Origin of the sequence: Klebsiella sp. 7-CIP_Kleb. (assembly GCF_050378655.1) — a bacterium.
Classification (GTDB): Bacteria; Pseudomonadota; Gammaproteobacteria; order Enterobacterales; family Enterobacteriaceae; genus Klebsiella; species Klebsiella quasipneumoniae.
On sequence record NZ_JBNRLJ010000006.1, the window covers coordinates 301,326 to 326,393 of the forward strand.

General features: G+C 58.9%; 21 protein-coding genes. 15 read left to right on the plus strand and 6 right to left on the minus strand.

Going from position 1 to position 25,068, the window contains the following annotated elements; translation table 11 throughout:
* From gmk to fpr, 7 genes are all read left to right on the plus strand, one after another.
* The gene (gmk, locus tag ACQUTI_RS20335) at nt 1–624 is read left to right on the plus strand and encodes a guanylate kinase (protein ID WP_002922664.1); all 624 of its coding nucleotides are present in this window, start codon (nt 1–3) and stop codon (nt 622–624) included.
* Between the two features lie 54 nt (nt 625–678).
* Nucleotides 679–954 carry a DNA-directed RNA polymerase subunit omega gene (gene rpoZ, locus ACQUTI_RS20340; RefSeq protein WP_000135058.1) on the plus strand — a complete coding sequence of 92 codons (276 nt, stop codon included), beginning with the start codon at nt 679–681 and terminating at the stop codon, nt 952–954.
* Nucleotides 955–972: 18 nt separating this feature from the next.
* Nucleotides 973–3,093: a bifunctional GTP diphosphokinase/guanosine-3',5'-bis pyrophosphate 3'-pyrophosphohydrolase gene (gene spoT / locus ACQUTI_RS20345; protein ID WP_004205080.1), complete on the plus strand. Its 2,121-nt coding sequence runs from the start codon at nt 973–975 to the stop codon at nt 3,091–3,093.
* Nucleotides 3,094–3,254: 161 nt separating this feature from the next.
* The gene (trmH, locus tag ACQUTI_RS20350; RefSeq protein ID WP_004205081.1) at nt 3,255–3,944 is read left to right on the plus strand and encodes a tRNA (guanosine(18)-2'-O)-methyltransferase TrmH; all 690 of its coding nucleotides are present in this window, start codon (nt 3,255–3,257) and stop codon (nt 3,942–3,944) included.
* Nucleotides 3,945–3,949: 5 nt separating this feature from the next.
* A complete protein-coding gene (recG, locus tag ACQUTI_RS20355) occupies nt 3,950–6,031 on the plus strand; it encodes an ATP-dependent DNA helicase RecG (protein WP_023319342.1) in 2,082 nt (693 codons plus the stop codon).
* A gap of 48 nt (nt 6,032–6,079) precedes the next feature.
* Complete coding sequence (gene glpX, locus ACQUTI_RS20360; protein ID WP_004205085.1) at nt 6,080–7,090, plus strand: class II fructose-bisphosphatase; 1,011 nt, start codon at nt 6,080–6,082, stop codon at nt 7,088–7,090.
* A gap of 150 nt (nt 7,091–7,240) precedes the next feature.
* Nucleotides 7,241–7,987 (plus strand): ferredoxin--NADP(+) reductase, encoded by a 747-nt coding sequence (gene fpr, locus ACQUTI_RS20365; RefSeq protein ID WP_064183513.1) that lies wholly within the window; start codon nt 7,241–7,243, stop codon nt 7,985–7,987.
* Here the strand turns inward: fpr and ACQUTI_RS20370 are convergent, their stop codons facing one another.
* Nucleotides 7,988–8,416 (minus strand): DUF805 domain-containing protein, encoded by a 429-nt coding sequence (locus tag ACQUTI_RS20370; RefSeq protein WP_004173894.1) that lies wholly within the window; start codon nt 8,414–8,416, stop codon nt 7,988–7,990.
* A gap of 112 nt (nt 8,417–8,528) precedes the next feature.
* Between ACQUTI_RS20370 and ACQUTI_RS20375 the strand changes: the two genes are divergently transcribed.
* Both ACQUTI_RS20375 and tpiA read left to right on the plus strand, forming a co-directional pair.
* Nucleotides 8,529–9,128 carry a YiiQ family protein gene (locus ACQUTI_RS20375; RefSeq protein ID WP_043522751.1) on the plus strand — a complete coding sequence of 200 codons (600 nt, stop codon included), beginning with the start codon at nt 8,529–8,531 and terminating at the stop codon, nt 9,126–9,128.
* A 109-nt stretch (nt 9,129–9,237) separates the two neighbouring features.
* On the plus strand, nt 9,238–10,005 hold the full coding sequence (gene tpiA, locus ACQUTI_RS20380) for a triose-phosphate isomerase (RefSeq protein WP_002922909.1): 768 nt from the start codon (nt 9,238–9,240) through the stop codon (nt 10,003–10,005).
* A 92-nt stretch (nt 10,006–10,097) separates the two neighbouring features.
* On the opposite strand, the gene ACQUTI_RS20385 is transcribed toward tpiA, so the two are convergent.
* The 4 genes from ACQUTI_RS20385 to zapB all read right to left on the minus strand — a co-directional run bounded on the left by ACQUTI_RS20385 (nt 10,098) and on the right by zapB (nt 13,867).
* A complete protein-coding gene (locus ACQUTI_RS20385) occupies nt 10,098–11,402 on the minus strand; it encodes an SLC13 family permease (protein ID WP_428923352.1) in 1,305 nt (434 codons plus the stop codon).
* 64 nt (nt 11,403–11,466) lie between these two features.
* A complete protein-coding gene (locus ACQUTI_RS20390) occupies nt 11,467–12,237 on the minus strand; it encodes a CDP-diacylglycerol diphosphatase (RefSeq protein ID WP_074195322.1) in 771 nt (256 codons plus the stop codon).
* 242 nt (nt 12,238–12,479) lie between these two features.
* Nucleotides 12,480–13,469, minus strand: coding sequence for a sulfate ABC transporter substrate-binding protein (locus tag ACQUTI_RS20395; protein WP_004205090.1), 990 nt, complete (start codon nt 13,467–13,469; stop codon nt 12,480–12,482).
* 152 nt (nt 13,470–13,621) lie between these two features.
* Nucleotides 13,622–13,867 (minus strand): septal ring assembly protein ZapB, encoded by a 246-nt coding sequence (gene zapB / locus ACQUTI_RS20400; protein ID WP_004150222.1) that lies wholly within the window; start codon nt 13,865–13,867, stop codon nt 13,622–13,624.
* 442 nt (nt 13,868–14,309) lie between these two features.
* Between zapB and ACQUTI_RS20405 the strand changes: the two genes are divergently transcribed.
* Together ACQUTI_RS20405 and glpK are read left to right on the plus strand one after the other, a co-directional pair.
* On the plus strand, nt 14,310–15,161 hold the full coding sequence (locus tag ACQUTI_RS20405; RefSeq protein ID WP_004205091.1) for an MIP/aquaporin family protein: 852 nt from the start codon (nt 14,310–14,312) through the stop codon (nt 15,159–15,161).
* Nucleotides 15,162–15,182: 21 nt separating this feature from the next.
* The gene (gene glpK / locus ACQUTI_RS20410; RefSeq protein WP_004873089.1) at nt 15,183–16,694 is read left to right on the plus strand and encodes a glycerol kinase GlpK; all 1,512 of its coding nucleotides are present in this window, start codon (nt 15,183–15,185) and stop codon (nt 16,692–16,694) included.
* A gap of 114 nt (nt 16,695–16,808) precedes the next feature.
* On the opposite strand, the gene gltS is transcribed toward glpK, so the two are convergent.
* A complete protein-coding gene (gene gltS / locus ACQUTI_RS20415) occupies nt 16,809–18,011 on the minus strand; it encodes a sodium/glutamate symporter (protein ID WP_004901437.1) in 1,203 nt (400 codons plus the stop codon).
* Between the two features lie 284 nt (nt 18,012–18,295).
* Here gltS and ACQUTI_RS20420 point away from each other — a divergent pair, with 284 nt between their 5' ends.
* From ACQUTI_RS20420 to ACQUTI_RS20435, 4 genes are all read left to right on the plus strand, one after another.
* Complete coding sequence (locus ACQUTI_RS20420; protein WP_004150226.1) at nt 18,296–19,687, plus strand: nucleobase:cation symporter-2 family protein; 1,392 nt, start codon at nt 18,296–18,298, stop codon at nt 19,685–19,687.
* Nucleotides 19,688–19,837: 150 nt separating this feature from the next.
* On the plus strand, nt 19,838–21,553 hold the full coding sequence (locus ACQUTI_RS20425) for an AsmA family protein (RefSeq protein WP_094334440.1): 1,716 nt from the start codon (nt 19,838–19,840) through the stop codon (nt 21,551–21,553).
* Between the two features lie 251 nt (nt 21,554–21,804).
* Nucleotides 21,805–23,364: a PTS transporter subunit EIIC gene (locus ACQUTI_RS20430; RefSeq protein WP_004205095.1), complete on the plus strand. Its 1,560-nt coding sequence runs from the start codon at nt 21,805–21,807 to the stop codon at nt 23,362–23,364.
* 12 nt (nt 23,365–23,376) lie between these two features.
* Nucleotides 23,377–24,756, plus strand: a complete 1,380-nt coding sequence (locus ACQUTI_RS20435) for a glycoside hydrolase (RefSeq protein ID WP_428923353.1) — start codon at nt 23,377–23,379, stop codon at nt 24,754–24,756.
* Nucleotides 24,757–25,068 lie beyond the last annotated feature (312 nt).

Consider the following 25,068-nt stretch of genomic DNA (forward strand, 5'->3'; position numbering starts at 1 on the left):
ATGGCTCAAGGCACGCTTTATATTGTTTCCGCCCCTAGCGGCGCGGGTAAATCCAGCCTGATTCAGGCTTTATTAAAAACCCAACCGTTGTATGACACCCAGGTATCGGTTTCCCATACCACGCGGGCGCCGCGTCCGGGTGAAGTGCACGGCGAACACTATTTCTTCGTGAATCACGACGAATTCCGCTCGATGATTGGCGAAAACGCGTTTCTGGAACATGCAGAGGTCTTTGGCAACTATTACGGCACGTCGCGTAAAGCGATCGAGCAGGTGCTGGCGACCGGTGTTGATGTCTTCCTCGATATCGACTGGCAGGGCGCGCAGCAGATCCGTAAAAGCATGCCGGGCGCACGCAGCATTTTTATTCTGCCGCCGTCAAAAGATGAACTGGACCGTCGCCTGCGCGGCCGCGGCCAGGACAGCGAAGAGGTGATCGCGAAACGAATGGCCCAGGCCGTTGCGGAAATGAGCCATTACGCCGAGTATGATTACCTGATTGTGAATGATGATTTTGACACCGCCCTGAGCGACCTGAAAAATATCATCCGCGCTGAACGTCTGCGCATGAGCCGCCAAAAGCAGCGACATGGCGCTTTAATCACCAAACTATTGGCAGACTGAACCCACATTCAGTATCATGCCCAGTCATTTCTTCACCTGTGGAGCATTTTAAGTATGGCACGCGTAACTGTTCAGGACGCTGTAGAGAAAATTGGTAACCGTTTTGACCTGGTACTGGTCGCCGCGCGTCGCGCTCGTCAGATGCAGGTAGGCGGAAAGGATCCGCTGGTACCGGAAGAAAACGATAAAACCACCGTAATCGCACTGCGCGAAATCGAAGAAGGTCTGATCAACAACCAGATCCTCGACGTACGTGAGCGCCAGGAACAGCAAGAGCAGGAAGCCGCTGAATTACAAGCCGTTACCGCGATTGCTGAAGGTCGTCGTTAATCACACAGCGGGTCGCCCTTGTATCTGTTTGAAAGCCTGAATCAGCTGATTCAAAACTACCTGCCGGAAGACCAGATCAAACGTCTGCGGCAGGCGTATCTCGTTGCACGTGACGCTCACGAGGGTCAGACACGTTCAAGCGGTGAACCTTATATTACGCACCCGGTCGCGGTAGCCTGTATTCTGGCCGAGATGAAGCTCGACTACGAAACGCTGATGGCCGCGCTGCTGCATGATGTGATTGAAGATACTCCCGCCACCTACCAGGACATGGAACAGCTTTTTGGTAAAAGCGTCGCCGAACTGGTAGAGGGGGTATCGAAACTTGATAAGCTCAAGTTCCGCGATAAGAAAGAGGCGCAGGCCGAAAACTTTCGTAAAATGATCATGGCGATGGTGCAGGACATCCGCGTCATCCTCATCAAGCTTGCCGACCGCACCCACAACATGCGTACCCTGGGCTCGCTACGCCCGGATAAACGCCGCCGCATCGCCCGCGAAACGCTGGAAATCTACAGCCCGCTGGCGCACCGTTTAGGTATCCATCACATCAAAACTGAGCTCGAAGAGCTGGGCTTTGAGGCGCTGTACCCGAACCGCTACCGCGTCATTAAAGAGGTGGTCAAAGCGGCGCGCGGCAACCGTAAAGAGATGATCCAAAAGATCCTCTCGGAAATCGAAGGGCGTTTGCAGGAAGCGGGGATCCCCTGCCGCGTCAGCGGTCGCGAAAAGCATCTGTACTCGATCTACTGCAAAATGGTGCTCAAAGAGCAGCGTTTTCACTCGATCATGGATATCTACGCCTTCCGCGTTATCGTCCACGATGCCGATGTCTGCTACCGCGTGCTTGGCCAGATGCACAGCCTCTATAAACCGCGTCCAGGTCGTTTCAAAGATTACATCGCCATTCCGAAAGCGAACGGCTATCAGTCTTTGCACACCTCGATGATCGGCCCCCACGGCGTCCCGGTCGAGGTACAAATTCGTACCGAAGACATGGATCAGATGGCGGAGATGGGGGTCGCAGCGCACTGGGCTTATAAAGAGCACGGCGGCGAAAGCAGCACCACCGCGCAAATCCGCGCCCAGCGCTGGATGCAAAGCCTGCTGGAGCTGCAGCAGAGCGCCGGCAGCTCGTTTGAATTTATTGAGAGCGTTAAATCCGATCTGTTCCCCGATGAGATTTACGTTTTCACCCCGGAAGGGCGCATTGTCGAACTGCCCGCTGGCGCCACGCCGGTGGACTTCGCCTATGCGGTGCATACCGATATCGGCCATGCCTGCGTCGGCGCGCGCGTCGACCGCCAGCCCTATCCACTGTCGCAGCCGCTCTCCAGCGGTCAGACTGTCGAAATTATTACCGCGCCGGGCGCACGTCCGAATGCCGCCTGGTTGAACTTTGTCGTCAGCTCGAAGGCGCGCGCCAAGATCCGTCAGCTGCTGAAAAACCTCAAGCGCGATGACTCGGTCAGCCTTGGCCGTCGTCTGCTCAACCACGCGCTGGGCGGTAGCCGCAAACTCGCCGAGATCCCGCCGGAGAATATCCAGCGCGAGCTCGACCGGATGAAGCTGGCCTCGCTTGACGATCTGCTGGCGGAGATCGGTCTGGGCAACGCCATGAGCGTGGTGGTGGCGAAAAACCTGCAGCAGGGCGAAGCCGCTGCGGCTCCGGTGCCGGCCAATGCCTCAAACCACGGCCATCTACCGATCAAAGGCGCCGATGGCGTGCTGATCACTTTTGCCAAATGCTGTCGTCCGATCCCCGGTGACCCGATTATCGCCCACGTCAGTCCCGGCAAAGGGCTGGTTATCCATCATGAATCCTGTCGTAACATCCGCGGCTACCAGAAAGAGCCGGAGAAATTTATGGCGGTTGAGTGGGATAAAGAGACCGCTCAGGAGTTCATTACGGAGATCAAGGTGGATATGTTTAACCACCAGGGCGCACTGGCTAACCTGACGGCGGCGATCAACACCGCCTCTTCCAATATCCAGAGTCTGAATACGGAAGAGAAAGATGGCCGCGTATACAGCGCCTTTATCCGCCTGACCGCCCGCGACCGCGTGCATCTGGCGAATATCATGCGCAAAATCCGCGTCATGCCGGACGTGATTAAAGTCACCCGTAACCGAAATTAGCTTTTAGACAAAACATTCGAATTGCATCAAGGCAGCAAGCGAATGACAAATCTGCCGGGAGCAGATTTGAACGCTGCTTGCAGGCCCCGTCAGGGGCGAGGTCCAGGGATGGGCCGCGTGATCCGCAGCGACTAAAGAGGTAATTCGAAGGATGAAGTGTAATGAATTCACAGCGTTATGCGCGTATCTGCGAGATGCTCGCCAGGCGTCAGCCTGACCTGACGGTCTGCATGGAGCAGGTCCATAAGCCCCATAACGTCTCTGCGGTCATCCGGACCGCAGACGCCGTTGGCGTACACGAGGTGCACGCGGTCTGGCCGAGCAGCCGGATGCGCACCATGGCCTCCGCCGCCGCGGGCAGCAACAGCTGGGTGCAGGTGAAAACCCACCGTACCATCGCAGATGCCGTCGGCCACCTCAAAGGCCAGGGTATGCAAATCCTCGCCACCCATCTTTCCAGCAAAGCCATCGATTTCCGTGAAATCGACTATACGCGCCCAACCTGCATCCTGATGGGTCAGGAGAAAACCGGCATCACTCAGGAAGCGCTGGCCCTGGCCGATCAGGACATTATTATCCCGATGATCGGCATGGTGCAGTCGCTGAACGTCTCCGTCGCCTCGGCGCTGATCCTGTATGAAGCCCAGCGGCAGCGACAAAACGCCGGGATGTACCAACGCGCCAACAGCATGCTGCCGCCGGAAGAGCAGCAGCGCCTGCTGTTTGAAGGCGGCTATCCGGTGCTGGCCCGCGTCGCGAGACAGAAAGGGCTGCCTTACCCCCACGTTAACGAGCAGGGCGAAGTGGAAGCCGATGCCGCGTGGTGGGCCACCATGCAGGCTGCGAGGTAAACCCCATGTCAGGCCGCCTGTTAGATGCCGTTCCGCTCAGTTCACTCACCGGCGTTGGGGCTGCGCAGAGCAGCAAGCTGGCGAAGATCGGCCTGCATACGGTACAGGATCTGCTGCTGCACCTGCCTTTGCGCTACGAAGATCGCACCCATCTTTACCCGATAGCCGATCTGCTGCCCGGGGTTTATGCCACCGTGGAAGGCGAAGTGCTCAACAGCAATATCACCTTCGGCGGCCGCCGAATGATGACCTGCCAGATCAGCGATGGCACCGGCATCCTCACCATGCGCTTTTTCAACTTCAACGCGGCGATGAAAAACAGCCTCGCGACCGGTCGACGAGTGCTGGCCTACGGTGAAGCCAAACGCGGGAAGTACGGCGCCGAGATGATCCACCCGGAATACCGCGTCCAGGGCGATATGAGCACCCCGGAGCTGCAGGAGACCCTGACGCCGGTCTACCCGACTACCGAAGGCATTAAGCAGGCGACCCTGCGCAAGCTCACCGATCAGGCGCTCGAGCTGCTCGAGACCTGCGCAATTAGCGAACTCCTGCCGCCGGAGCTGGCGCAGGGGATGATGAGCCTGCCGGAGGCGCTGCGTACGCTGCACCGTCCGCCTCCCTCATTGCAACTTAGCGAGCTGGAAAGCGGCAAGCACCCGGCGCAGCAGCGCCTGATTCTGGAAGAGCTGCTGGCGCACAACCTCAGCATGCTGGCGCTACGGGCAGGCGCCCAGCGCTATCACGCCCTGCCGCTCGGCGCCAACGATACCCTGAAAAATCAGCTGCTGGCCTCCCTGCCCTTTAAGCCCACCGGCGCGCAGGCGCGGGTCACCGCCGAGATCGAGCGCGATATGGCGCTGGACGTGCCGATGATGCGCCTGGTGCAGGGCGACGTCGGCTCCGGTAAAACGCTGGTCGCCGCCCTGGCCGCTCTGCGCGCTATCGCCCATGGCAAACAGGTGGCGCTGATGGCGCCCACCGAACTGCTCGCCGAGCAGCACGCCAACAACTTCCGCAGCTGGTTTGCACCGCTGGGCATTGAGGTCGGCTGGCTGGCGGGCAAACAGAAAGGCAAAGCACGCCAGGCGCAGCAGGACGCTATTGCCAGCGGCGAGGTGCAGATGATTGTCGGCACCCACGCCATCTTCCAGGAACAGGTGCAGTTTAACGGCCTGGCGCTGGTGATCATCGACGAACAGCACCGCTTCGGCGTACACCAGCGGCTGGCGCTGTGGGAGAAAGGTCAGCAGCAAGGTTTCCACCCGCATCAGCTGATCATGACCGCCACGCCGATCCCGCGCACCCTGGCGATGACCGCCTACGCCGACCTCGATACCTCGGTTATCGACGAGCTGCCGCCGGGCCGAACCCCGGTGACTACCGTCGCTATCCCGGACACCCGGCGCAGCGATATTATTGACCGCGTGCGCAACGCTTGCACCCACGAAGGCCGCCAGGCGTATTGGGTCTGTACGCTGATTGAGGAGTCCGATCTGCTGGAGGCCCAGGCGGCGGAAGCGACCTGGGAGGAGCTCAAGCTGGCGCTGCCGGAGCTGAATATCGGTCTGGTGCACGGGCGGATGAAACCGGCGGAGAAGCAGGCGGTGATGCAGGCTTTCAAGCAGGGCGAAATGCATCTGCTGGTGGCCACGACGGTCATTGAAGTCGGTGTCGACGTACCGAACTCGAGCCTGATGATTATCGAAAACCCGGAACGTCTGGGTCTGGCGCAGCTGCACCAGCTCAGAGGGCGCGTCGGGCGCGGCGCGGTCGCTTCCCACTGCGTGCTACTCTATAAATCGCCGCTCTCTAAAACGGCGCAGAAACGCCTGCAGGTGCTGCGTGACAGTAACGACGGTTTCGTCATCGCCCAGAAAGACCTTGAAATTCGCGGTCCCGGTGAGCTGCTCGGCACCCGCCAGACCGGCAACGCTGAGTTTAAAGTGGCGGATTTGCTGCGCGATCAGGCGATGATCCCCGACGTTCAGCGCATTGCGCGTCACATTCATGAACGCTATCCGCTGCAGGCCCAGGCGCTGATCGAGCGCTGGATGCCGGAAACCGAACGCTATTCCAACGCGTAGCGCGCTTTTGCCGCGCTGCGGGCAATCTTTCTACACAATGAGTGGATTATGAAACGAGAACTGGCCATCGAATTTTCGCGTGTCACCGAAGCCGCCGCGCTGGCGGGCTATAAATGGCTGGGCCGCGGCGATAAAAACTCCGCCGACGGCGCAGCGGTTAACGCCATGCGCATTATGCTTAACCTCGTCAATATCGACGGCACCATCGTCATCGGCGAGGGCGAAATCGATGAAGCGCCGATGCTCTATATCGGCGAAAAAGTGGGCACCGGCCAGGGCGATGCGGTGGATATCGCCGTCGATCCCATCGAAGGTACCCGGATGACGGCGATGGGCCAGGCTAATGCCCTGGCAGTGATGGCGGTCGGCGATAAAGGCTGCTTCCTCAACGCGCCGGATATGTATATGGAAAAGCTGATTGTCGGCCCAGGCGCTAAAGGCGCTATCGATCTCAATCTGCCGCTGGAAGAGAACCTGCGCAATATCGCCCGCGCGCTGAACAAGCCGCTGGGCGAGCTGACCGTCACCGTGCTGGCGAAACCGCGCCACGATGCGGCGATTGCTCAGCTGCAGCAGCTGGGCGTGCGCGTGTTCGCCATTCCCGATGGCGACGTCGCGGCCTCCATTCTTACCTGCATGCCGGATAGCGAAGTGGACGTGCTGTACGGCATCGGCGGCGCGCCGGAAGGGGTGGTTTCCGCCGCGGTGATCCGCGCGCTCGACGGCGATATGCAGGGCCGCCTGCTGGCTCGTCACCACGTGAAGGGCGACAGCGAAGAGAATCGCCGCATCGGTGAAAACGAGCTGGCGCGCTGCAAAACCATGGGCATCGAAGCGGGTAAAGTGCTGCGCCTTGATGAAATGGCGCGCAGCGATAACGTCGTCTTCTCCGCTACCGGCATCACCAAAGGCGATCTGCTGGACGGCATCACCCGTAAGGGCAATATGGCCACCACCGAGACGCTGCTGATCCGCGGCAAGTCGCGCACCATCCGTCGGATCCAGTCGATTCATTACCTCGACCGTAAAGATCCGGACGTCCAGCAGCACATCCTGTAATACCGCTTTCTCTCCTCCAGGCAACCGTCCGCGGGCGGTTGTCCTGTTCTTCGTTTATATTTGATCAATAGAGCTTTCTTGCGCCTGCGGGGTGGAAATCTTGCCCGTCTGGGCCGAAGATAAGGCATCGCTTGGCAACAGGAGAAGACGATGGCGGACTGGGTTAGCGGCAAAGTGACAAAAGTGGAGTACTGGACGGACGCCTTGTTCAGTTTATACGTGCGGGCGCCTGTCCATCCGTTTACCGCCGGGCAATTTACCAAGCTCGGGCTGGAAATCGACGGCGAACGCGTGCAGCGCGCCTACTCCTACGTCAACGCCCCCGGCAATCCCGATCTCGAGTTCTATCTGGTCACCGTCCCGGAAGGCAAGCTGAGCCCGCGTCTGGCGGCGCTGAAACCGGGCGATGAGGTCCAGGTGGTGAGCGAAGCGGCTGGCTTCTTCGTCCTCGAGGAAGTACCGGATTGCGATACTCTGTGGATGCTGGCGACCGGCACCGCCCTCGGGCCTTATCTGTCGATTCTCCAGGAAGGCAAAGATCTTGAGCGATTTAATCATCTGGTGCTGGTCCACGCCGTGCGCTACGCCGCGGACCTGAGCTATCTGCCGCTGATGCGCGAACTCGAGCAGCGCTACGCCGGCAAATTACGCATCCAGACGGTGGTCAGCCGCGAAACCGTGGAAGGCTCGCTGACCGGCCGGGTGCCGTTCCTGATTGAAACCGGGGCGCTGGAGGAGGCGGTCGGCCTGCCGATGACCCGCGACACCAGCCATGTGATGCTGTGCGGCAACCCGCAGATGGTACGCGATACCCAACAGCTGTTAAAAGAGACCCGGCAGATGACCAAACATCTGCGTCGCCGGCCGGGCCACATGACGGCGGAGCACTACTGGTAATCAGGCGTCCGCTTTCCAGCGCACGTCCTGGGTCTCCTTGCCGAACTTATTCTCGCCCTGGGTGCCGACAAACGCCCCCAGGTCGATCAGCATCATGACGATAATCAGCGTCGGCACAAAGCGCCCGACGCCCCACTGCCAGACCTGCGGCAGCATCGCCCAGTTCCCCGCCAGCAGCATCCACGCCAGAATCATCAGCAGCGCCCACAGTCCGGATTTGCCGCGATCGTGCAGCCGCTTCACCACCACCGCCGCCGTCGGCCACAGCAGGCAGACAATAATAAACGCCGCCGTCTGCAGATTAAGCAGATTGCTGCCTGCCAGGGTGAACAGCGCGCTCATGGTCACCAGCCAAATGGCAATCCAGATCCAGAAATCGCGGCGGCCAATGCGCCCTTTAATTGAGAATAACCACTGCTGTAGGGTCATGCGTTTTTCCTTATCATCATCGTCTACGTAGTTTACCCTGGCGTCGTGACTTTTTGACAAGCGCCGCGCTTCCCGATTTAATCGTCAGCAGGCAAAAAAAGGAACGACGGGCATGAAGAAGTGGACAATCTTGTGTTTCAGTGGGCTGATGGGCCTTGCCGTCGGCCCGCATGCGTTGTCCGCAGAAAGCGAATCGACGACCGCTGCCCCCTACCTGCTCGCCGGCGCGCCGAGCTTTGACCTGTCGATCAGCCAGTTTCGGGAAAAATTTAACGTCGATAACCCGAAGCTGCCTCTGAATGAATTCCGTTCCATATCAACCAGCCGCGATCGGGCTAACCTGACCCGCGCCGCCAGCAAGATTAACGAAAATCTCTACGCCTCCACCGCGCTGGAGCGCGGCACGCTGAAGATCAAATCCATGCAGATCACCTGGCTGCCGATCCAGGGGCCGGAGCAAAAGGCGGCGAAGGCCAAAGCGCTGGAGTATATGAGCGCCATGATCCGCGCCTTCGTGCCCACCCTTAGCCCGGCGCAGAGCCAGCAAAAACTGCAGAAACTGCTGACTGCCGGCAAAGGCAAACGCTACTTCTCCGACACCGAGGGCGCTGTGCGCTATGTGGTGGCAGATCATGGTGAAAAGGGTCTGACCTTCGCTGTTGAACCGATTAAGCTGGCGCTATCTGAAACGCTGGAAGGTAACAATAAATGACAAAAAGCAAAGCCTTTCCAGTGACGAGTCTCTATACTGTTTCACAGACCATGCTGCCCTCTGGGGCGGCTATATTCCTTAATTCGCTTAAGTAGCGTGGAGAATTAAAATGCGACATCCTTTAGTGATGGGTAACTGGAAACTGAACGGCAGCCGCCACATGGTAAACGAACTGGTTGCGAACCTGCGTACCGAGCTGGCTGGCGTAAGCGGCTGCGCAGTTGCCATCGCCCCGCCGGAAATGTATCTGGACCTGGCTAAGCGTGCGGCAGAAGGCAGCCACATCCACCTGGGCGCGCAGAACGTTGACGTAAACCTGTCCGGCGCTTTCACCGGTGAAACCTCCGCCGAAATGCTGAAAGATATCGGCGCACAGTACATCATCATCGGCCACTCCGAGCGTCGTACCTACCACAAAGAATCCGACGAGCTGATCGCGAAGAAATTCGCCGTGCTGAAAGAGCAGGGTCTGACTCCGGTACTGTGCATCGGTGAAACCGAAGCCGAAAACGAAGCGGGCAAAACGGAAGAAGTTTGCGCACGTCAGATCGACGCGGTACTGAAAACGCAGGGCGCTGCCGCTTTCGAAGGCGTGGTTATCGCTTACGAACCGGTATGGGCTATCGGTACCGGCAAATCCGCGACCCCGGCTCAGGCTCAGGCGGTGCACAAATTCATCCGTGACCACATTGCTAAAGCTGACGCGAAAATCGCTGAGCAAGTGATCATCCAGTACGGCGGTTCCGTTAACGCTGGCAACGCCGCAGAGCTGTTCACCCAGCCGGACATCGACGGCGCGCTGGTTGGCGGCGCCTCCCTGAAAGCTGACGCTTTCGCGGTGATCGTGAAAGCTGCGGAAGCGGCGAAAAAAGCGTAATTCGCTTTTCCCGGTGGCGACACGCGACCGGGATGACTGATAAATCTCTGAGGCCCGGCTTCGCACAGCGCAAGCCGGGCTTTCTTTTGCCGTTACAGTTTCCCCAACAGCTGATACCACGCGTAGTCCAGCGGCAGTAAAATCAAATAGCTCACCGCCGCCAGCGCCAGACAAAGCAACATTCCCGCCCTCGCCGGGACTTTGCCTAACCCCATCGCGACCACGATTGGCGACGCCTGATACGGCAGCAGCGGCGTGGAATAGCCCAGCACCTGAATCATAATCACGCTCAGCAGCGGGAAGCCAGTGGCGTCGGCAAAGCTCTGGGCAAAGGTGGTATACAGCGCCGGCACGCCGTTGGCGGTCATAATAAAGTTCAGCGCACTGGTAATTCCGGTCAGCGCCAGGAAGCTGGTGAAAGGATTGTCTTTATCCAGGGGCATCACCTGCAGCAGCGCATTGCCCACCACGCCGCCAATCCCGGTTTGGGTGACGGTGATCGCTAGCCCCAAAATCCCGGCAACATAAATACAGGTGCGCATATTCACCCCGCTGGCAAACTCTTCGCCACTGATAAAGCCCACCCGCGGCAACAGCGTGACCACCGCCGCCGCCAGGCCGGTCCACGCCGGGCCGATGCCATGCCAGCTCTCGGTCACCCACAGCGTGAGGACCACCGCCAGCAGCCACGCCAGACGCTTCTCGTCGCGGCTCATCGCCGGCAGCGGCGCCAGGTCGCGCGGCGGATGCGGCTTACCGGGAAACAGCCAGCAGATCAGCGCCACCAGCGCCGCCCCTTTCAGCCAGCCAAGCACCGGCGTATGCAGCAGTAAATAGGGAACATAATTCAGATGGATACCGTACGAGCCCTCCGCCGCGCCGCTCATCACCAGATTCGGCACGTTGGCGGGCAAAATCGTCGCCGAAAGCTGAAAGGTGCCGAACCCCACCGCCAGCGCCAGGCCGAACCAGCCGCGGCTGCCGTCGACAATGCCCGCCCGGCGGGCCATCGCCGCCACGATCGGCATCAGCAGCGCGATGCGCCCCATGTTGGAAGGCATCACGAACGCCAGGGCATAGCTCAGGAGTACCACGCTGGCGACCATCCGCGGCCAGGAGTCGGTTAGCCGCGCCGACAGCGCCTGCGCCGCCCGGTCCGCCAGCCCGGTTTTACGGATCGCGATGCCGAGCACAAAGCCGCTGAACACCAGCCAGAAGGCCGAGGAGGCAAAGCCGCCAAAGATCACCTCCGGCGGGGCGATTTTCGCCATCATCGCCGCAGCGAAAAACAGCAGCGCGGTGATAAATTCCGGCAGCAGCGACGTCGCCCAGAGCACAATGGTAACGCCGACAATCAGTGAAGGGAGGAACAGCGGGTGGGTAAGCCAGAGCGACATGCCTGTCTCCTGTCGTTTTTTTCAGCAAGAATACGACGACAGGTAAGACAGGTAAACGCCAGAACTAGTGGTTTGCGTTAAGGATGGCGCAGCGATGATCCTGGATCTCTTCCGCCGAGGCCCGGTTCAGGGACAGCAGGTTACGCTCCGTCGCCAGCAGCACCAGAGAGCCGTCGCTCTGCTGCGCCATCGCCAGCGCGTAGCGTCCCATATGCTGACGCGCCTCCGGCACCTCTTCCGCCAGCATCAGGAACGGGCTGCGCTGGGCGAGCTCCGCCTCCGTCACCCGGCGCGCCAGATATTCATGGCCCTGAAGCCCACCCGGCAACGGCAGCCAGCGGCTGCTGATCGCCGCCGCATCCTTGTCTAACTGCGCGCGCACATCGGGGCGCAGGCAAGAGATATGAATATGGAAATGGTTTTGCGTGCGTCCGCTGCGCGAGTTGATCGCCAGCGATACCGCGTTATCGGGAACCGGCGCGCCGTGGTGCTGGCTCATGATCTCACGCCCCTGCCAGGCCTGCCAGAAGAAGTTCGGCGTCAGTGGATCCAACAGCAGCGGGCTTTCGGTGCCGTTAATGCGGTAGGTCGGCATCAGCAAATACTGCAGCGGGCCGTTACGATCTTTAAACAGCACATAGCCGCCCTTGAGGTTCACTTCGGCGCACGGCGACGGGTTTTGCTGCTGTTGCTGATGGGGGACGCACTGCTGCAGAACAATCTTGCGCAACGCGTCCGGGTTGCCAGAGTGCAGCCAGTAGTAGCCGCCCGCCAGCGCCGCGAGGATCGCCACCAGCAGCGCCAGCAAAAAGTATCTTACTCTTCTCATTTTCATTCCCTGTTAAGCCTGAAGCGGAAGAGTAACGTAATTTGATGACTAAATGAAAACAGATGACGGGCGGAGCGTTTTCCGGGTCGCGGCTGGCGCCTTACCCGGGCTACGCACAGCGCAGAACTGTAGCCCTGCTAAGCCTAGTGCAAGCAGGGATTCCCGGGTGGCGTCTGGCGCCTTACCCGGGTTACGCACAGCGCAGAACTGTAGCCCTGCTAAGCGTAGCGCAAGCAGGGACAAGAGAATTAACGCTGGCTAATCTGGTCGAAGGTGCCGCCGTTGGAGAAGTGCTCTTTCTGCGCTTTCGTCCAGCCGCCGAACTCCTGATCGATAGTGAACAGTTTCAGTTTCGGGAATTCATTAGCATATTTCTTCGCCACGTTCGGATCGCGCGGACGGTAGAAGTTCTTCGCCGCAATCTCCTGGCCTTCCGGCGAGTAGAGATACTTCAGGTACGCTTCCGCCACCTGGCGGGTGCCTTTCTTATCCACGACTTTATCGACCACCGAAACGGTCGGCTCAGCCAGAATCGACTCACTCGGGGTCACGATTTCAAACTTGTCTTTGCCCAGTTCGTTGGTCGCCAGCAGCGCTTCGTTTTCCCAGGCGATCAGCACATCGCCGATCCCGCGTTCTACGAAGGTATTGGTCGAACCGCGCGCGCCGGAGTCCAGCACTTCCACGTTTTTATACAGCGCCTTGACGAAATCCTGGGCTTTCGCCTGGTCGCCATGGTTCTGATGCAGGGCATAGCCCCAGGCCGCCAGGTAGTTCCAGCGAGCGCCGCCGGAGCTTTTCGGGTTCGGGGTGATGACCGACACGCCCGGTTTGATCAGGTCGTTCCAGTCATGGATCTGTTTCGGGTTGCCCTTACGGACGAGGAACACGATGGTGGAAGTATAAGGCGCGGAGTTATCCGGCAGGCGCTTCAGCCAGTTTTTATCGATACGACCGCGCTCAGCGATCGCGTCGACGTCGTAGGCCAGCGCCAGCGTAACCACATCCGCTTCAATACCGTTAATCACCGAAGTCGCCTGCTTGCCGGAGCCGCCGTGCGACTGGCGGATCACCACGTTGTCGCCGGTCTCCTGCTTCCAGTGCGCGCTGAACGCTTTGTTGTACTGTTCGTACAGCTCGCGCGTTGGATCATAAGATACGTTTAATAGCTGAAAATCTTTTGCCAGAACGCTGGCGGATGCCAGCAACAGAGTTAACCCTACGCCCCACTTATTCATCGCACCGCTCTCTTTATGTCGTGTTGTGATGGGCTAAGCGTGCCAGAAAGCGATTCAATGATTAAAGAATAAAAAAAGATTGGCTATAACTTGTGAGTATAAAGGAAGGGATAAGGATCACCCCCTCCCTGGCGGGAGAGGGCGTGAAGCGATTAGACTTCTTCCATGCGGCCCAGCAGCGCCTGCAGACGCTCCTGCCAGCCCTGCTGCTGCTCTTTCAGCTGGCTGTTTTCGCGCTCCAGCTCTTCACGACCATGCTGCGCGCTCTGAACTTCCTGCACCAGGGTGTTGTTCTTTTCTTTCAGCTCTTCGATTTCCATCTGCAACAGAGTGATGGTATCAATCGCCTGCTGAACCTTAGATTCTAATTTCTCAAACACTTCTAATGACATCGTCATACCTCTCCTGAACTTGCAAGGCGTTGATAGAAACTGGTGTTTCGTATACGCGGTCCCGCCTTAACGAAAATTAGCGCACATAGCGGTGTTATCGTCGATTGTATGAATCCCCGCCGCCCCTGTCCAGCGGCAAGCCGCGCAGATTGCGGTTTGCAACACTTTTCAGTCTTTACCTGGTACTTTCAGCGCAGTTCGCTCGTACTTCATGAGCCATTGTTAATATTATGGTTAACAAAATGCGAGGTGAAACGCTCCGGCAGCGCGCTTAATGCGCGCGAATGGCGCGAAAACGCTCATTTTCTTGACGTGGTACACACATTTGAAGTTCGATATTTCTCGTTTTTGCTCGTTAACGATAAATTAACACTATGCCTACATGGCAATATGGTCGTCTGTGACCACCCTACATACAATAATCATCACCACGCTTCAGGATTCGATTATGAGCCAAACATCAACCTTAAAAGGCCAGTGCATCGCAGAGTTCCTCGGTACCGGGTTGTTGATCTTTTTCGGCGTTGGGTGCGTGGCTGCGCTCAAGGTCGCGGGAGCCAGCTTCGGACAATGGGAAATCAGCATCATCTGGGGTCTGGGCGTCGCCATGGCGATCTACCTGACCGCAGGGGTATCCGGTGCGCACCTTAACCCTGCGGTGACTATCGCGCTCTGGCTGTTCGCCTGCTTCGATGGCCGCAAAGTGGTTCCTTTTATTATTTCGCAATTCGCTGGCGCCTTTTGCGCTGCGGCATTAGTTTACGGGCTTTATTACAATCTTTTCCTCGATTATGAAACCACCCACCATATGGTACGCGGCAGCGTGGAAAGCCTTGATCTGGCTGGCATCTTCTCCACTTACCCGAACCCGCATATCAATTTTGTGCAGGCCTTCGCGGTAGAGATGGTGATTACCGCTATCCTGATGGGCGTCATCCTGGCGCTGACCGACGATGGCAACGGTGTGCCGCGCGGCCCGCTGGCGCCGCTGCTGATCGGCCTGCTGATCGCGGTGATTGGCGCCTCCATGGGACCGCTGACCGGCTTCGCCATGAACCCGGCGCGTGATATCGGCCCGAAAGCCTTCGCTTGGCTGGCCGGCTGGGGCGACGTCGCCTTCACCGGCGGTAAAGATATTCCTTATTTCCTGGTGCCGCTGTGCGCACCGGTGGTCGGCGCGGCGCTGGGCGCGTTCAGCTATCGTAAGCTGATTGGCCGCCACCTGCCTTGCGACACCTGCGTGGACGAAGAGCAAGAGAGCCCCTCCTCTTCCTCCACTCAACATAAAGCTTCGCTGTAATCTGACTACGGGACACCGACTATGACCGACAAAAAATATATCGTTGCGCTTGACCAGGGCACTACCAGCTCCCGGGCCGTTGTGATGGATCATGATGCCAATATCGTCAGCGTCTCCCAGCGAGAATTCGAACAAATTTATCCTAAGCCAGGCTGGGTTGAACACGACCCGATGGAAATCTGGGCGTCCCAAAGCTCGACGCTGGTCGAAGCGCTGGCCAAAGCGGATATCAACTCCGATCAGATCGCGGCCATCGGTATCACCAACCAGCGTGAGACCGTGGTGGTGTGGGAGCGCGAGACCGGCAAACCGATCTATAACGCCATCGTCTGGCAGTGCCGCCGCACCGCCGAGATCTGCGAGCAGCTCAAGCGTGACGGGATGGAGGAGTATATCCGCAAGGCCACTGGCCTGGTGGTGGACCCCTACTTCTCCGGCACCAAGGTGAAATGGATCCTCGACCATGTCGAAGGTTCCCGTGAGCGTGCGAAGCGCGGTGAGCTGCTGTTCGGCACCGTGGACACCTGGCTTATCTGGAAGATGACCCAGGGTCGCGTGCATGTCACCGACTACACCAACGCCTCGCGTACCATGCTGTTCAACATCCACGACCTGGACTGGGACGACAAGATGCTCGACGCGCTGGATATTCCGCGCGCCATGCTGCCGGAAGTACGCAAGTCGTCCGAAGTGTACGGCCAGACCAACATCGGTGGTAAAGGCGGGACCCGCATTCCTATCGCCGGGATCGCCGGTGACCAGCAGGCGGCCCTGTTCGGCCAGCTGTGCGTCAAGGAAGGGATGGCGAAAAACACCTACGGCACCGGCTGCTTTATGCTGATGAACACCGGCGAAAAAGCGGTGACCTCCACTCACGGTCTGCTGACCACCATCGCCTGCGGTCCGCGCGGCGAGGTGAACTACGCACTGGAAGGGGCGGTGTTTATGGCTGGCGCCTCCATTCAGTGGCTGCGCGACGAGATGAAGCTCATCAGCGATGCGTTCGATTCCGAGTACTTCGCCACCAAAGTGAAGGACACCAACGGCGTGTACGTCGTGCCTGCGTTCACCGGTCTTGGCGCGCCGTACTGGGACCCCTATGCCCGCGGCGCGATTTTCGGCCTCACCCGTGGCGTGAACTCGAACCACATTATCCGTGCGACGCTGGAGTCCATCGCCTATCAGACCCGCGACGTGCTGGAAGCGATGCAGGCTGACTCCGGTATCCGTCTGCATGCGCTGCGCGTGGATGGCGGCGCGGTGGCCAACAACTTCCTCATGCAGTTCCAGTCCGATATCCTCGGCACCCGCGTGGAGCGTCCGGAAGTGCGCGAAGTGACAGCCCTGGGCGCCGCCTATCTGGCCGGTCTGGCGGTCGGCTTCTGGCAGAACCTCGATGAGCTGCAGGAAAAAGCGGTGATTGAGCGTGAATTCCGCCCGGGGATTGAAACCACCGAGCGTAACTATCGTTACAGCGGCTGGAAGAAAGCGGTGAAACGCGCGTTAGCGTGGGAAGAGCACGACGAAGCGTAAGATTGTGGAGGTATTCCCGGCTTGCGGCGTAAACGCCTTAGCCGGGCTACAAAACCCCAAACAGCACGATCTTGTAGCCCGGACAGGTGCGCAGCACCGCCTCCGGGTTTTTTATCAACCAAATATCGGCAGCAACAGGTACAGCTTAATCACCAGCGCGTTGACGATATCGATAAAGAACGCCCCCACCATCGGCACCACCAGGAAGGCCATATGTGACGGGCCGAAACGGTCGGTAATTGCCTGCATATTGGCGATCGCCGTCGGCGTTGCCCCCAGACCAAACCCGCAATGCCCGGCTGCCAGCACCGCGGCATCGTAGTTTTTACCCATCATCCGATAGGTGACGAACACCGCATACAGCGCCATCGCTACCGCCTGCACCGCCAGGATAATAATCATCGGCAGCGCCAGAGAAGCCAGTTCCCAGAGCTTGAGGCTCATCAGCGCCATGGCGAGGAACAGCGACAGGCTGACGTTGCCCAGCACCGACACCGCGCGATCGAACACCCGATACAGCCCCGCCAGCGCCAGGCTGTTGCTGAGGATCACGCCGATAAACAGCACGCAGACAAAGGTCGGCAATTCAAAGACACTGCCCGCCAGCAGTTGCGCAACCACCTTGCCCACCGTCAGACAGATGGCGATCAGGGCGATACTCTCGATCAGCACCAGCGAGGTGATCACCCGCCCCACGTCCGGCTTTTCGAAGGCGGTCGGCGCCACCTGATCGTCCGGCGTCCCGTCCGGCGAGGAAGAGTGTTTCACCAGGTAACGCGCCACCGGGCCGCCGATCAGGCCGCCGAGCACCAGGCCGAAAGTCGCGCAGGCCATCGCCACCTCGGTGGCGTTGGCAAAACCATAGCGCTCAACGAACAGCTTGCTCCATGCCGCCCCGGTGCCGTGGCCGCCGGAAAGGGTAATAGAACCGGCCAGCAGACCCATCAGCGGATCCAGGCCCAACAGCTTCGCCATGCCGATACCGAGGGCGTTCTGCAGCAGCAACAGACCAACCACCACAATCAGAAAGGTACCCAGCACCTTGCCGCCCGCCCGCAGGCTGGCCAGGTTGGCGTTCAGACCGATGGTGGCGAAGAACGCCAGCATCAGCGGATCTTTGAGGCTCATATCGAAATCAATATCGATATCCATACTTTTTTTCAGCACCAGCAGCGCCAGCGCCACCAGCAGACCGCCGGCAACAGGTTCAGGAATGGTGTATTTCTTGAGGAGGGGTACGGTTTGGACGAGTTTTCTGCCGAGTAATAGCACAAGCGTTGCGGCAACGAGCGTCGATAAGGTATCGAGATGAAACATAAAAAGCTCCTTATGGGCGCATGATCCATTCACACGCGACGATATTCCTGGTGTCTTTAGCTTCTCTTCATGAGGAGGCAGAGGGGGATTTTACGCAGAACGGCGGAAAAAATGACAGAAAAAGATATTTTGTATCCTGAATGATGCGATTTAGCATACAAAATGTTAATAATCTCGTTGCGCATATTCACAGCATAAATTTTTATGGGCAAACGCTGGCAAACGTTTGCTTTTGGTCTACAGTCCGATAAAATTCCGGCTTTGCCACCTTGGGATTGCTTGTGATGTCCGTTAACACCGCAGAGTCAGAAAATGCGCAACCGGTTGCGCATAAACCAGCCAGCGAATTAATTTACCGCCTCGAAGATCGCCCGCCCCTACCGCAAACCCTGTTCGCCGCCTTCCAGCACCTGCTGGCGATGTTTGTCGCGGTGATCACCCCGGCGCTATTAATCTGCCAGGCTCTCGGTCTCCCGGCGCAAGATACCCAACATATCATCAGCATGTCGCTGTTCGCCTCCGGCGTGGCCTCCATTATTCAGATCAAAGCCTGGGGCCCGGTCGGTTCCGGACTGCTCTCCATCCAGGGCACCAGCTTCAACTTTGTCGCCCCGCTGATCATGGGCGGCACCGCGCTGAAAACCGGCGGCGCCGACGTCCCGACGATGATGGCCGCCCTGTTCGGCACCCTGATGCTGGCCAGCTGCACGGAAATGGTCCTCTCCCGCGTCCTGCACCTCGCGCGCCGCATCATTACCCCGCTGGTCTCCGGCGTGGTGGTGATGATCATCGGCCTGTCGCTGATTCAGGTTGGGTTGACCTCCATCGGCGGCGGCTACGCGGCGATGGCCGACCATACCTTCGGCGCGCCGAAGAACCTGCTGCTGGCGGGCATCGTGCTGGCGCTGATCATCATTCTCAACCGCCAGCGTAATCCCTATTTGCGCATCGCTTCGCTGGTGATTGCCATGGCTGCCGGTTATCTGGCGGCGTGGTTCCTCGATATGCTGCCAGCCAACACCGCCCCGACCAACAGCAGCCTCATCACCGTCCCGACGCCGCTCTATTATGGCCTCGGCATCGACTGGAGCCTGCTGCTGCCGCTGATGCTGGTGTTTATGATCACCTCCCTGGAAACCATCGGCGATATCACCGCCACCTCCGACGTCTCCGAACAGCCGGTCTCCGGTCCGCTGTATATGAAGCGCCTGAAAGGCGGCGTGCTGGCTAACGGCCTCAACTCCTTTGTGTCCGCGGTCTTCAACACCTTCCCGAACTCCTGCTTCGGCCAGAACAACGGCGTGATCCAGCTGACCGGCGTCGCCAGCCGCTACGTCGGCTTTGTGGTGGCGCTGATGCTGATCGTCCTCGGGCTGTTCCCGGCGGTGAGCGGCTTCGTACAGCATATCCCTGAGCCAGTGCTCGGCGGCGCCACGCTGGTGATGTTCGGCACCATCGCCGCGTCCGGCGTGCGCATCGTCTCCCGCGAGCCGCTGAATCGCCGGGCGATCCTGATTATCGCCCTGTCGCTGGCGGTGGGCCTCGGCGTGTCGCAGCAGCCGTTGATCCTGCAGTTCGCGCCGGACTGGCTGAAGAATCTGCTCTCCTCCGGTATCGCCGCCGGCGGTATCACGGCGATTGTTCTGAATTTAATTTTCCCGCCAGAAAAAGCCTGATTTAACGCGTCCCGGTCGTGCCATCGGCCGGGGCACCCTGGCGCTGCCCTCCACCGCCTGCCCCGTCACGGAAATAAACCACGCCTGCCTTGAGAAGTGCGCATAAATCGGGCATAACACGGTTATGTGCATCTCACAGAATGGAAGACCATGAAATTTCTTGGAAAGCTGATTCTCTGGCTGCTAGTCGCTCTGCTGCTCGTCATCGTTGGCGCGTGGTTCCTGCTGCAAACCCACTGGGGCGCCCGCCAGGCCAGCGCCTGGCTCAGCAATGGCACCGGCTGGCAGGTCTCCTTCGATGCGATGGACCACGATTTCTCCTCCCCTCTTCATGTGCAGTTGCAAAACGTCACCTTTGGCCGGGAAGGCAAGCCGGCAACCCTGGTGGCGAAAACGGTCGATATTGGCTTCAGCACCCGCCAGTTTAGCGACCCGCTGCATGCGGATGAGATTGTCCTTAACGACGGCACCCTGAATCTGTCACCCCACTCTGCCGACCTGCCGTTCGCTGCCGACCGGCTAATGTTGCGCAATATGGCCTTCAATAGTCCGGAAACCGGCTGGGCGCTCAGCGCGCAGCGCGTCACTGGCGGCGTCAGCCCATGGGCGCCGGAGGCAGGCAATGTGCTGGGGAAAACGGCGCAGATCCAGATGAGCGCGGGCTCGATGACGCTCAATGGCGTCGAAGCCAGCAATGTTCTGATTCAGGGCAAGATTGATCAGGGCGAGGTCACCCTCTCCACCCTCGGCGCCGATGTCGCCCGCGGCACCTTAACCGGCAATGCGAAACGCAGCGCCGACGGCAGCTGGCTGGTGGATAACCTTCAGCTCAATGAGATCCGACTGCAGAGCGCCGCCTCGCTGGCCGACTTTTTCGCGCCGTTAACCACGGTCCCCTCTCTGCAGATTGGCCGCCTGGATATCACCGACGCCCGCCTGCAGGGGCCGGACTGGGCGGTAACCGACCTTGACCTGAGCCTGCGCAACCTGACGCTCAGTCACGGCGGCTGGCAGAGCCAGGACGGCACGCTGTCGATGAATGCCAGCGAATTTATCTACGGCTCGCTGCACTTTTTCGACCCGATCCTGAATGCCGAATTTTCACCCCAGGGTATTGCCCTGCGCCAGTTCTCCTCGCGCTGGGAGGGCGGCATGGTGCGAACCTCCGGCAACTGGCTGCGCGCCGGTAACGCGCTGGTGCTTGACGACACCGCCTTCGCCGGGCTGGAGTACACGCTGCCGGCGAACTGGAAGCCACTGTGGATGGCGCCGCTGCCGGCCTGGCTGCAAAGCCTGACGCTTAAAAAATTCAGCGCCAGCCGCAACCTGATCATCGATGTGGACCCAGCCTTCCCATGGCAGATTACCGCTCTCGATGGCTATGGCGGCGAGCTTCAGCTGGTGAAAAACGGCAGCTGGGGGGTATGGAACGGTAGCGCGACGCTGAACGCCGCGGCGGCGACCTTTAACCGAATTGACGTGCGTCGCCCTTCACTCAAGCTGAGCGCCACGGCGTCGACGGTCAATATCACTGAGCTCAGCGCCTTCACCGAGCGCGGCATTCTGCAGGCCACCGCCGCGGTATCCCAGCTGCCGCAGCGCCAGGTCAATTTGAGCCTGAACGGCCGCGGCGTGCCGCTGAATATTCTGCAGGCCTGGGGCTGGCCTTCGCTCCCCATTAGCGGGGATGGCAACCTCCAGCTGACCGCCAGCGGCAGCGTGCAGGCCGATGCCCCGCTCAAGCCGACGGTCAACGCACAGCTTAGCGCCGTAAATATGGAGAAACAGCAGGTGGCGCAAACCATGCGCAACGGCGAGGTCAATACCGCCCCCGCCGCGCCAGCGCCCGCTCCCGTCACGCCCTAGCGATGCCCCATCCCCCTCTCCCCCACGGGGAGAGGGAACGCTTCTCTGCAAAAACGCCGCTCTGGCAACGCTCTCTCACTTTCAGGGAGGGGGTCTGCAAGCATTCTGAAACCTGTGTGCAATAAGCGGCTATCTGTGCCTATTTACCGCTACTGGTTCCTTTCAAATATCAGAGTTGCTATAACCAAAATACTGGAAGTCGATAAAAAGAAACCGCTCCCTGTACCTACAAAAATATAAAAGGATCAATCATGCCTGAAATACGTCAGCGTATTCTGGAGAATATGCAAAAATTCTCCCGGGCCATGATCGGCGCCGTATTGTTCTTGCCGGTCATTGGCTTAATTCTGGCCCTCAGTTCAGTATTAACTAATCCGACATTAATAGCTGAAACCAGTTTCCTGCACCAGCTTGGGCAGATGCTCGGCGACACCTTTTGGCCTCTATTTGGCAACCTCGGCTTATTATTTTGCGTCGGTATTAGCTATGGCCTGGCAAAAGATAAAAAAACCGAAGTCGCGCTGGTTGCGGTGATGTGCTTCATTATGTTTCTTGGCGCCAACCACTCCTGGCTGGAACACACCCACGGACTCGCCGAAAAAATTAACGGTGAATATTATGGCACCGGGCAAACCCAACTGCTGGGCTTTGTAGTGGTGGATATGGGCGTTTTCCTTGGCATTATTCTCGGCTGCACTATCGCGTGGGTGCACAATAAAGTCTCTACCATTGAGCTGCCCGGCGCGCTGTCGATGTACGGCGGCGCCAAGCTGACGCTGGTGGCGATGACGCCGGTGGTTATCTTCTACGCCATCGCCTTTACCTGGATTTGGCCGTTTATGACCCACGGCATCTCCGCCCTCACCGGCTTTATGAAAAATGCTGGGGTCGCCGGGGTCTTCGTCTATGGTTTCTTTGAAAAATTTCTTATCCCGACCGGCCTGCACCATTTTGTCTGGTCACCCTTCCAGCTCACCCAGATTGGCGGCACCCTGAACGTGGACGGTCAGGTGGTCTCCGGTACCCAGGCCATTTTTCTCGCCTACATGCGCCATCCGGATCTGACCCCGGTGATGAATGAGGCCCTACGCTTCTCACAGCAAGGGATGACCACCATCTTCGGCCTGGCCGGCGCCTCGCTGGCGTTCTACCACACCGCGAAGCCGGAGAAAAAAGTGATGGCCAAGGCGATTCTGCTGCCGGCAATTATCACCTCTATGCTGACCGGCATCACCGAGCCGATTGAGTTCACCTTCTTGTTTGTCTCGCCACTGCTGTGGGTGATCCATGCGACGTTAACCGCCGCCTCGCAGGCCATTTGCGACCTTTTCACCGTACGCCCCTGGGGAGCCTCGGGCCTGATCGAATTTCTGATCTATAACCTGCCGCTACCGGTCTCCTTAACGCGCTGGCCGGGATATGTCCTTATCGGTATCGGCCAGTTCGCCGTCTACTACGTGATTTTCCGCACTCTGGTGGTGAAGCTGAATCTGAAAACGCCGGGCCGGGAAGATGACGAGAACGTGAAGCTCTACAGCAAAGCGGAGTATCGCCAGAAAGTCGCGCAGCCGCAGTCGGTCACCGATGACATTATCCGCGGTCTCGGGGGCAAGGAGAATATTCTCTCCGTCGATAATTGTTTTACCCGCCTGCGCGTGGCCGTGCGCGATATGGCGCGGGTTGATGACGCGCAATTAAAAAATACCGGCGCCAACGGCGTAGTGCGCAATCGCAATGAGGTTCAGGTTATTTATGGCGTAAAAGTGGGACAGGTACGTTCCCGGGTTGATAACTGGTTAGCAGAAAATTAATGAGGAGTTTGTATGAAATTAACCGTATTAGGCGGGGGCGGCGTTCGCTCTGCATTTTTAGCGAAATCTCTGGCATATAATGCTCACCGCATTGGTTTAACGGAGGTGGTTTTTCTCGATAACTCTGCAGATAATCTGGCGATATTCGGCGAAATTGCCCGCTATGTATTTACGACCATTCGCTCGGATATTCATTTCACGACCACCACCGACCCGGTCGCGGCGCTGCAAAACGCTAATTATATTATTACCACCCTGCGGGTCGGTGGTGATGAAAGCCGTATTCGCGACGAGCGCATTGCGCTGCAACATAACACCCTCGGCCAGGAGACCACCGGCGCCGGCGGCTTCGCGATGGCCATGCGTTCGATCCCGGCGATCCTCGACTATTGCCGGCTGATCGAAGCGCATGCCGCCGAAGACGCCATTCTGTTTAACTTTACCAACCCCTCAGGCCTGGTGACGGAAGCGATCGTTAAGTCCGGCTTTAAGCGTCGGGTCTACGGGATCTGCGATGCCCCCTCCGAGCTGATTCGTGAGCTGCCGGCGATCCTCGGCTGTGAGGAGCGCGACCTGAGCGTGGAATGCTATGGGCTGAACCATTTCTCCTGGTTTACCCACTTCACCGTGCGCGGGGAAGCGGTGACCGAGCGGCTGATCGCCAGCCCGACGCTGTACCAGAAGACCGCGATGCAGTATTTCTCACCCGAACTGGTGCGGCTGTGCGATAACCAGTTACTCAACGAATATCTCTATTATTATTACTATCGCGACGAGGCGCTGAAGGCGATTCAGGGGGCAGGCGAAACGCGCGGGGAGCAGATCGCCCGTATCAATCAGGAGATGCGCCAGGCGCTGCGCACCGTGGATGCCAGAACGCAGCCGGAAGCCGCCTTCAATATCTGGATGCAACACTACCTTCGCCGGGAAAACAGCTATATGCAGAACGAATCCCGTCAGGAGAAATTTAATACCCGCGAGCCGCTGACGCTGCGGCAGTTTATCGAAGAGCCGGACACCGGCGGCTATGCCGGGGTGGCGCTGGATATTCTGGAAGCGGTGAACAGCACCACCACCAAGCGGATCGTGGTGTCGATCCAGAATAATGGCACGCTCGACTTTTTACGCCCTGACGACGTGATTGAGATCAGCTGCGACCTGAGCCGGGAGGGTCTCAAGCCGGTAACGCCGGTGAAGGTGCCGACGGCGCAGAAAAATATGATTTCCTGCGTGAAAGAGTATGAGCGGCTGGCGGTTGCGGCGATCCTGCAGCAGGATAAGTCGCTGGCGGTGCGGGCGCTGATGGCGCACCCGCTGATCGGTTCCTATTCGCTGGCGAAAACCCTGGTCGAGGCCTACCTCGACGATGAGCAGTTCGCCGCCTGGCGGTAACCTGCTGCCGATGGGATTCCCCCGCTTGCGCTACGCTTAGCGGGGCTACGAACGGAGCGGTTATTATTATATGTAGGTCGGGTCAAGCGTAAGCCGCCACCCGACAAATAGCCGCATCACCCGGTAGCCCGGATAAGGCGCCAGCCGCCATCCGGGAACTCCCCCGCTCGCACCGCGCTTAGCGGGGCTACGAACGGAGCGGTTATTATTTTATGTAGGTCGGGTCAAGCGTAAGCCGCCACCCGACAAATAGCCGCATCACCCGGTAGCCCGGATAAGGCGCCAGCCGCCATCCGGGAACTCCCCCGCTCG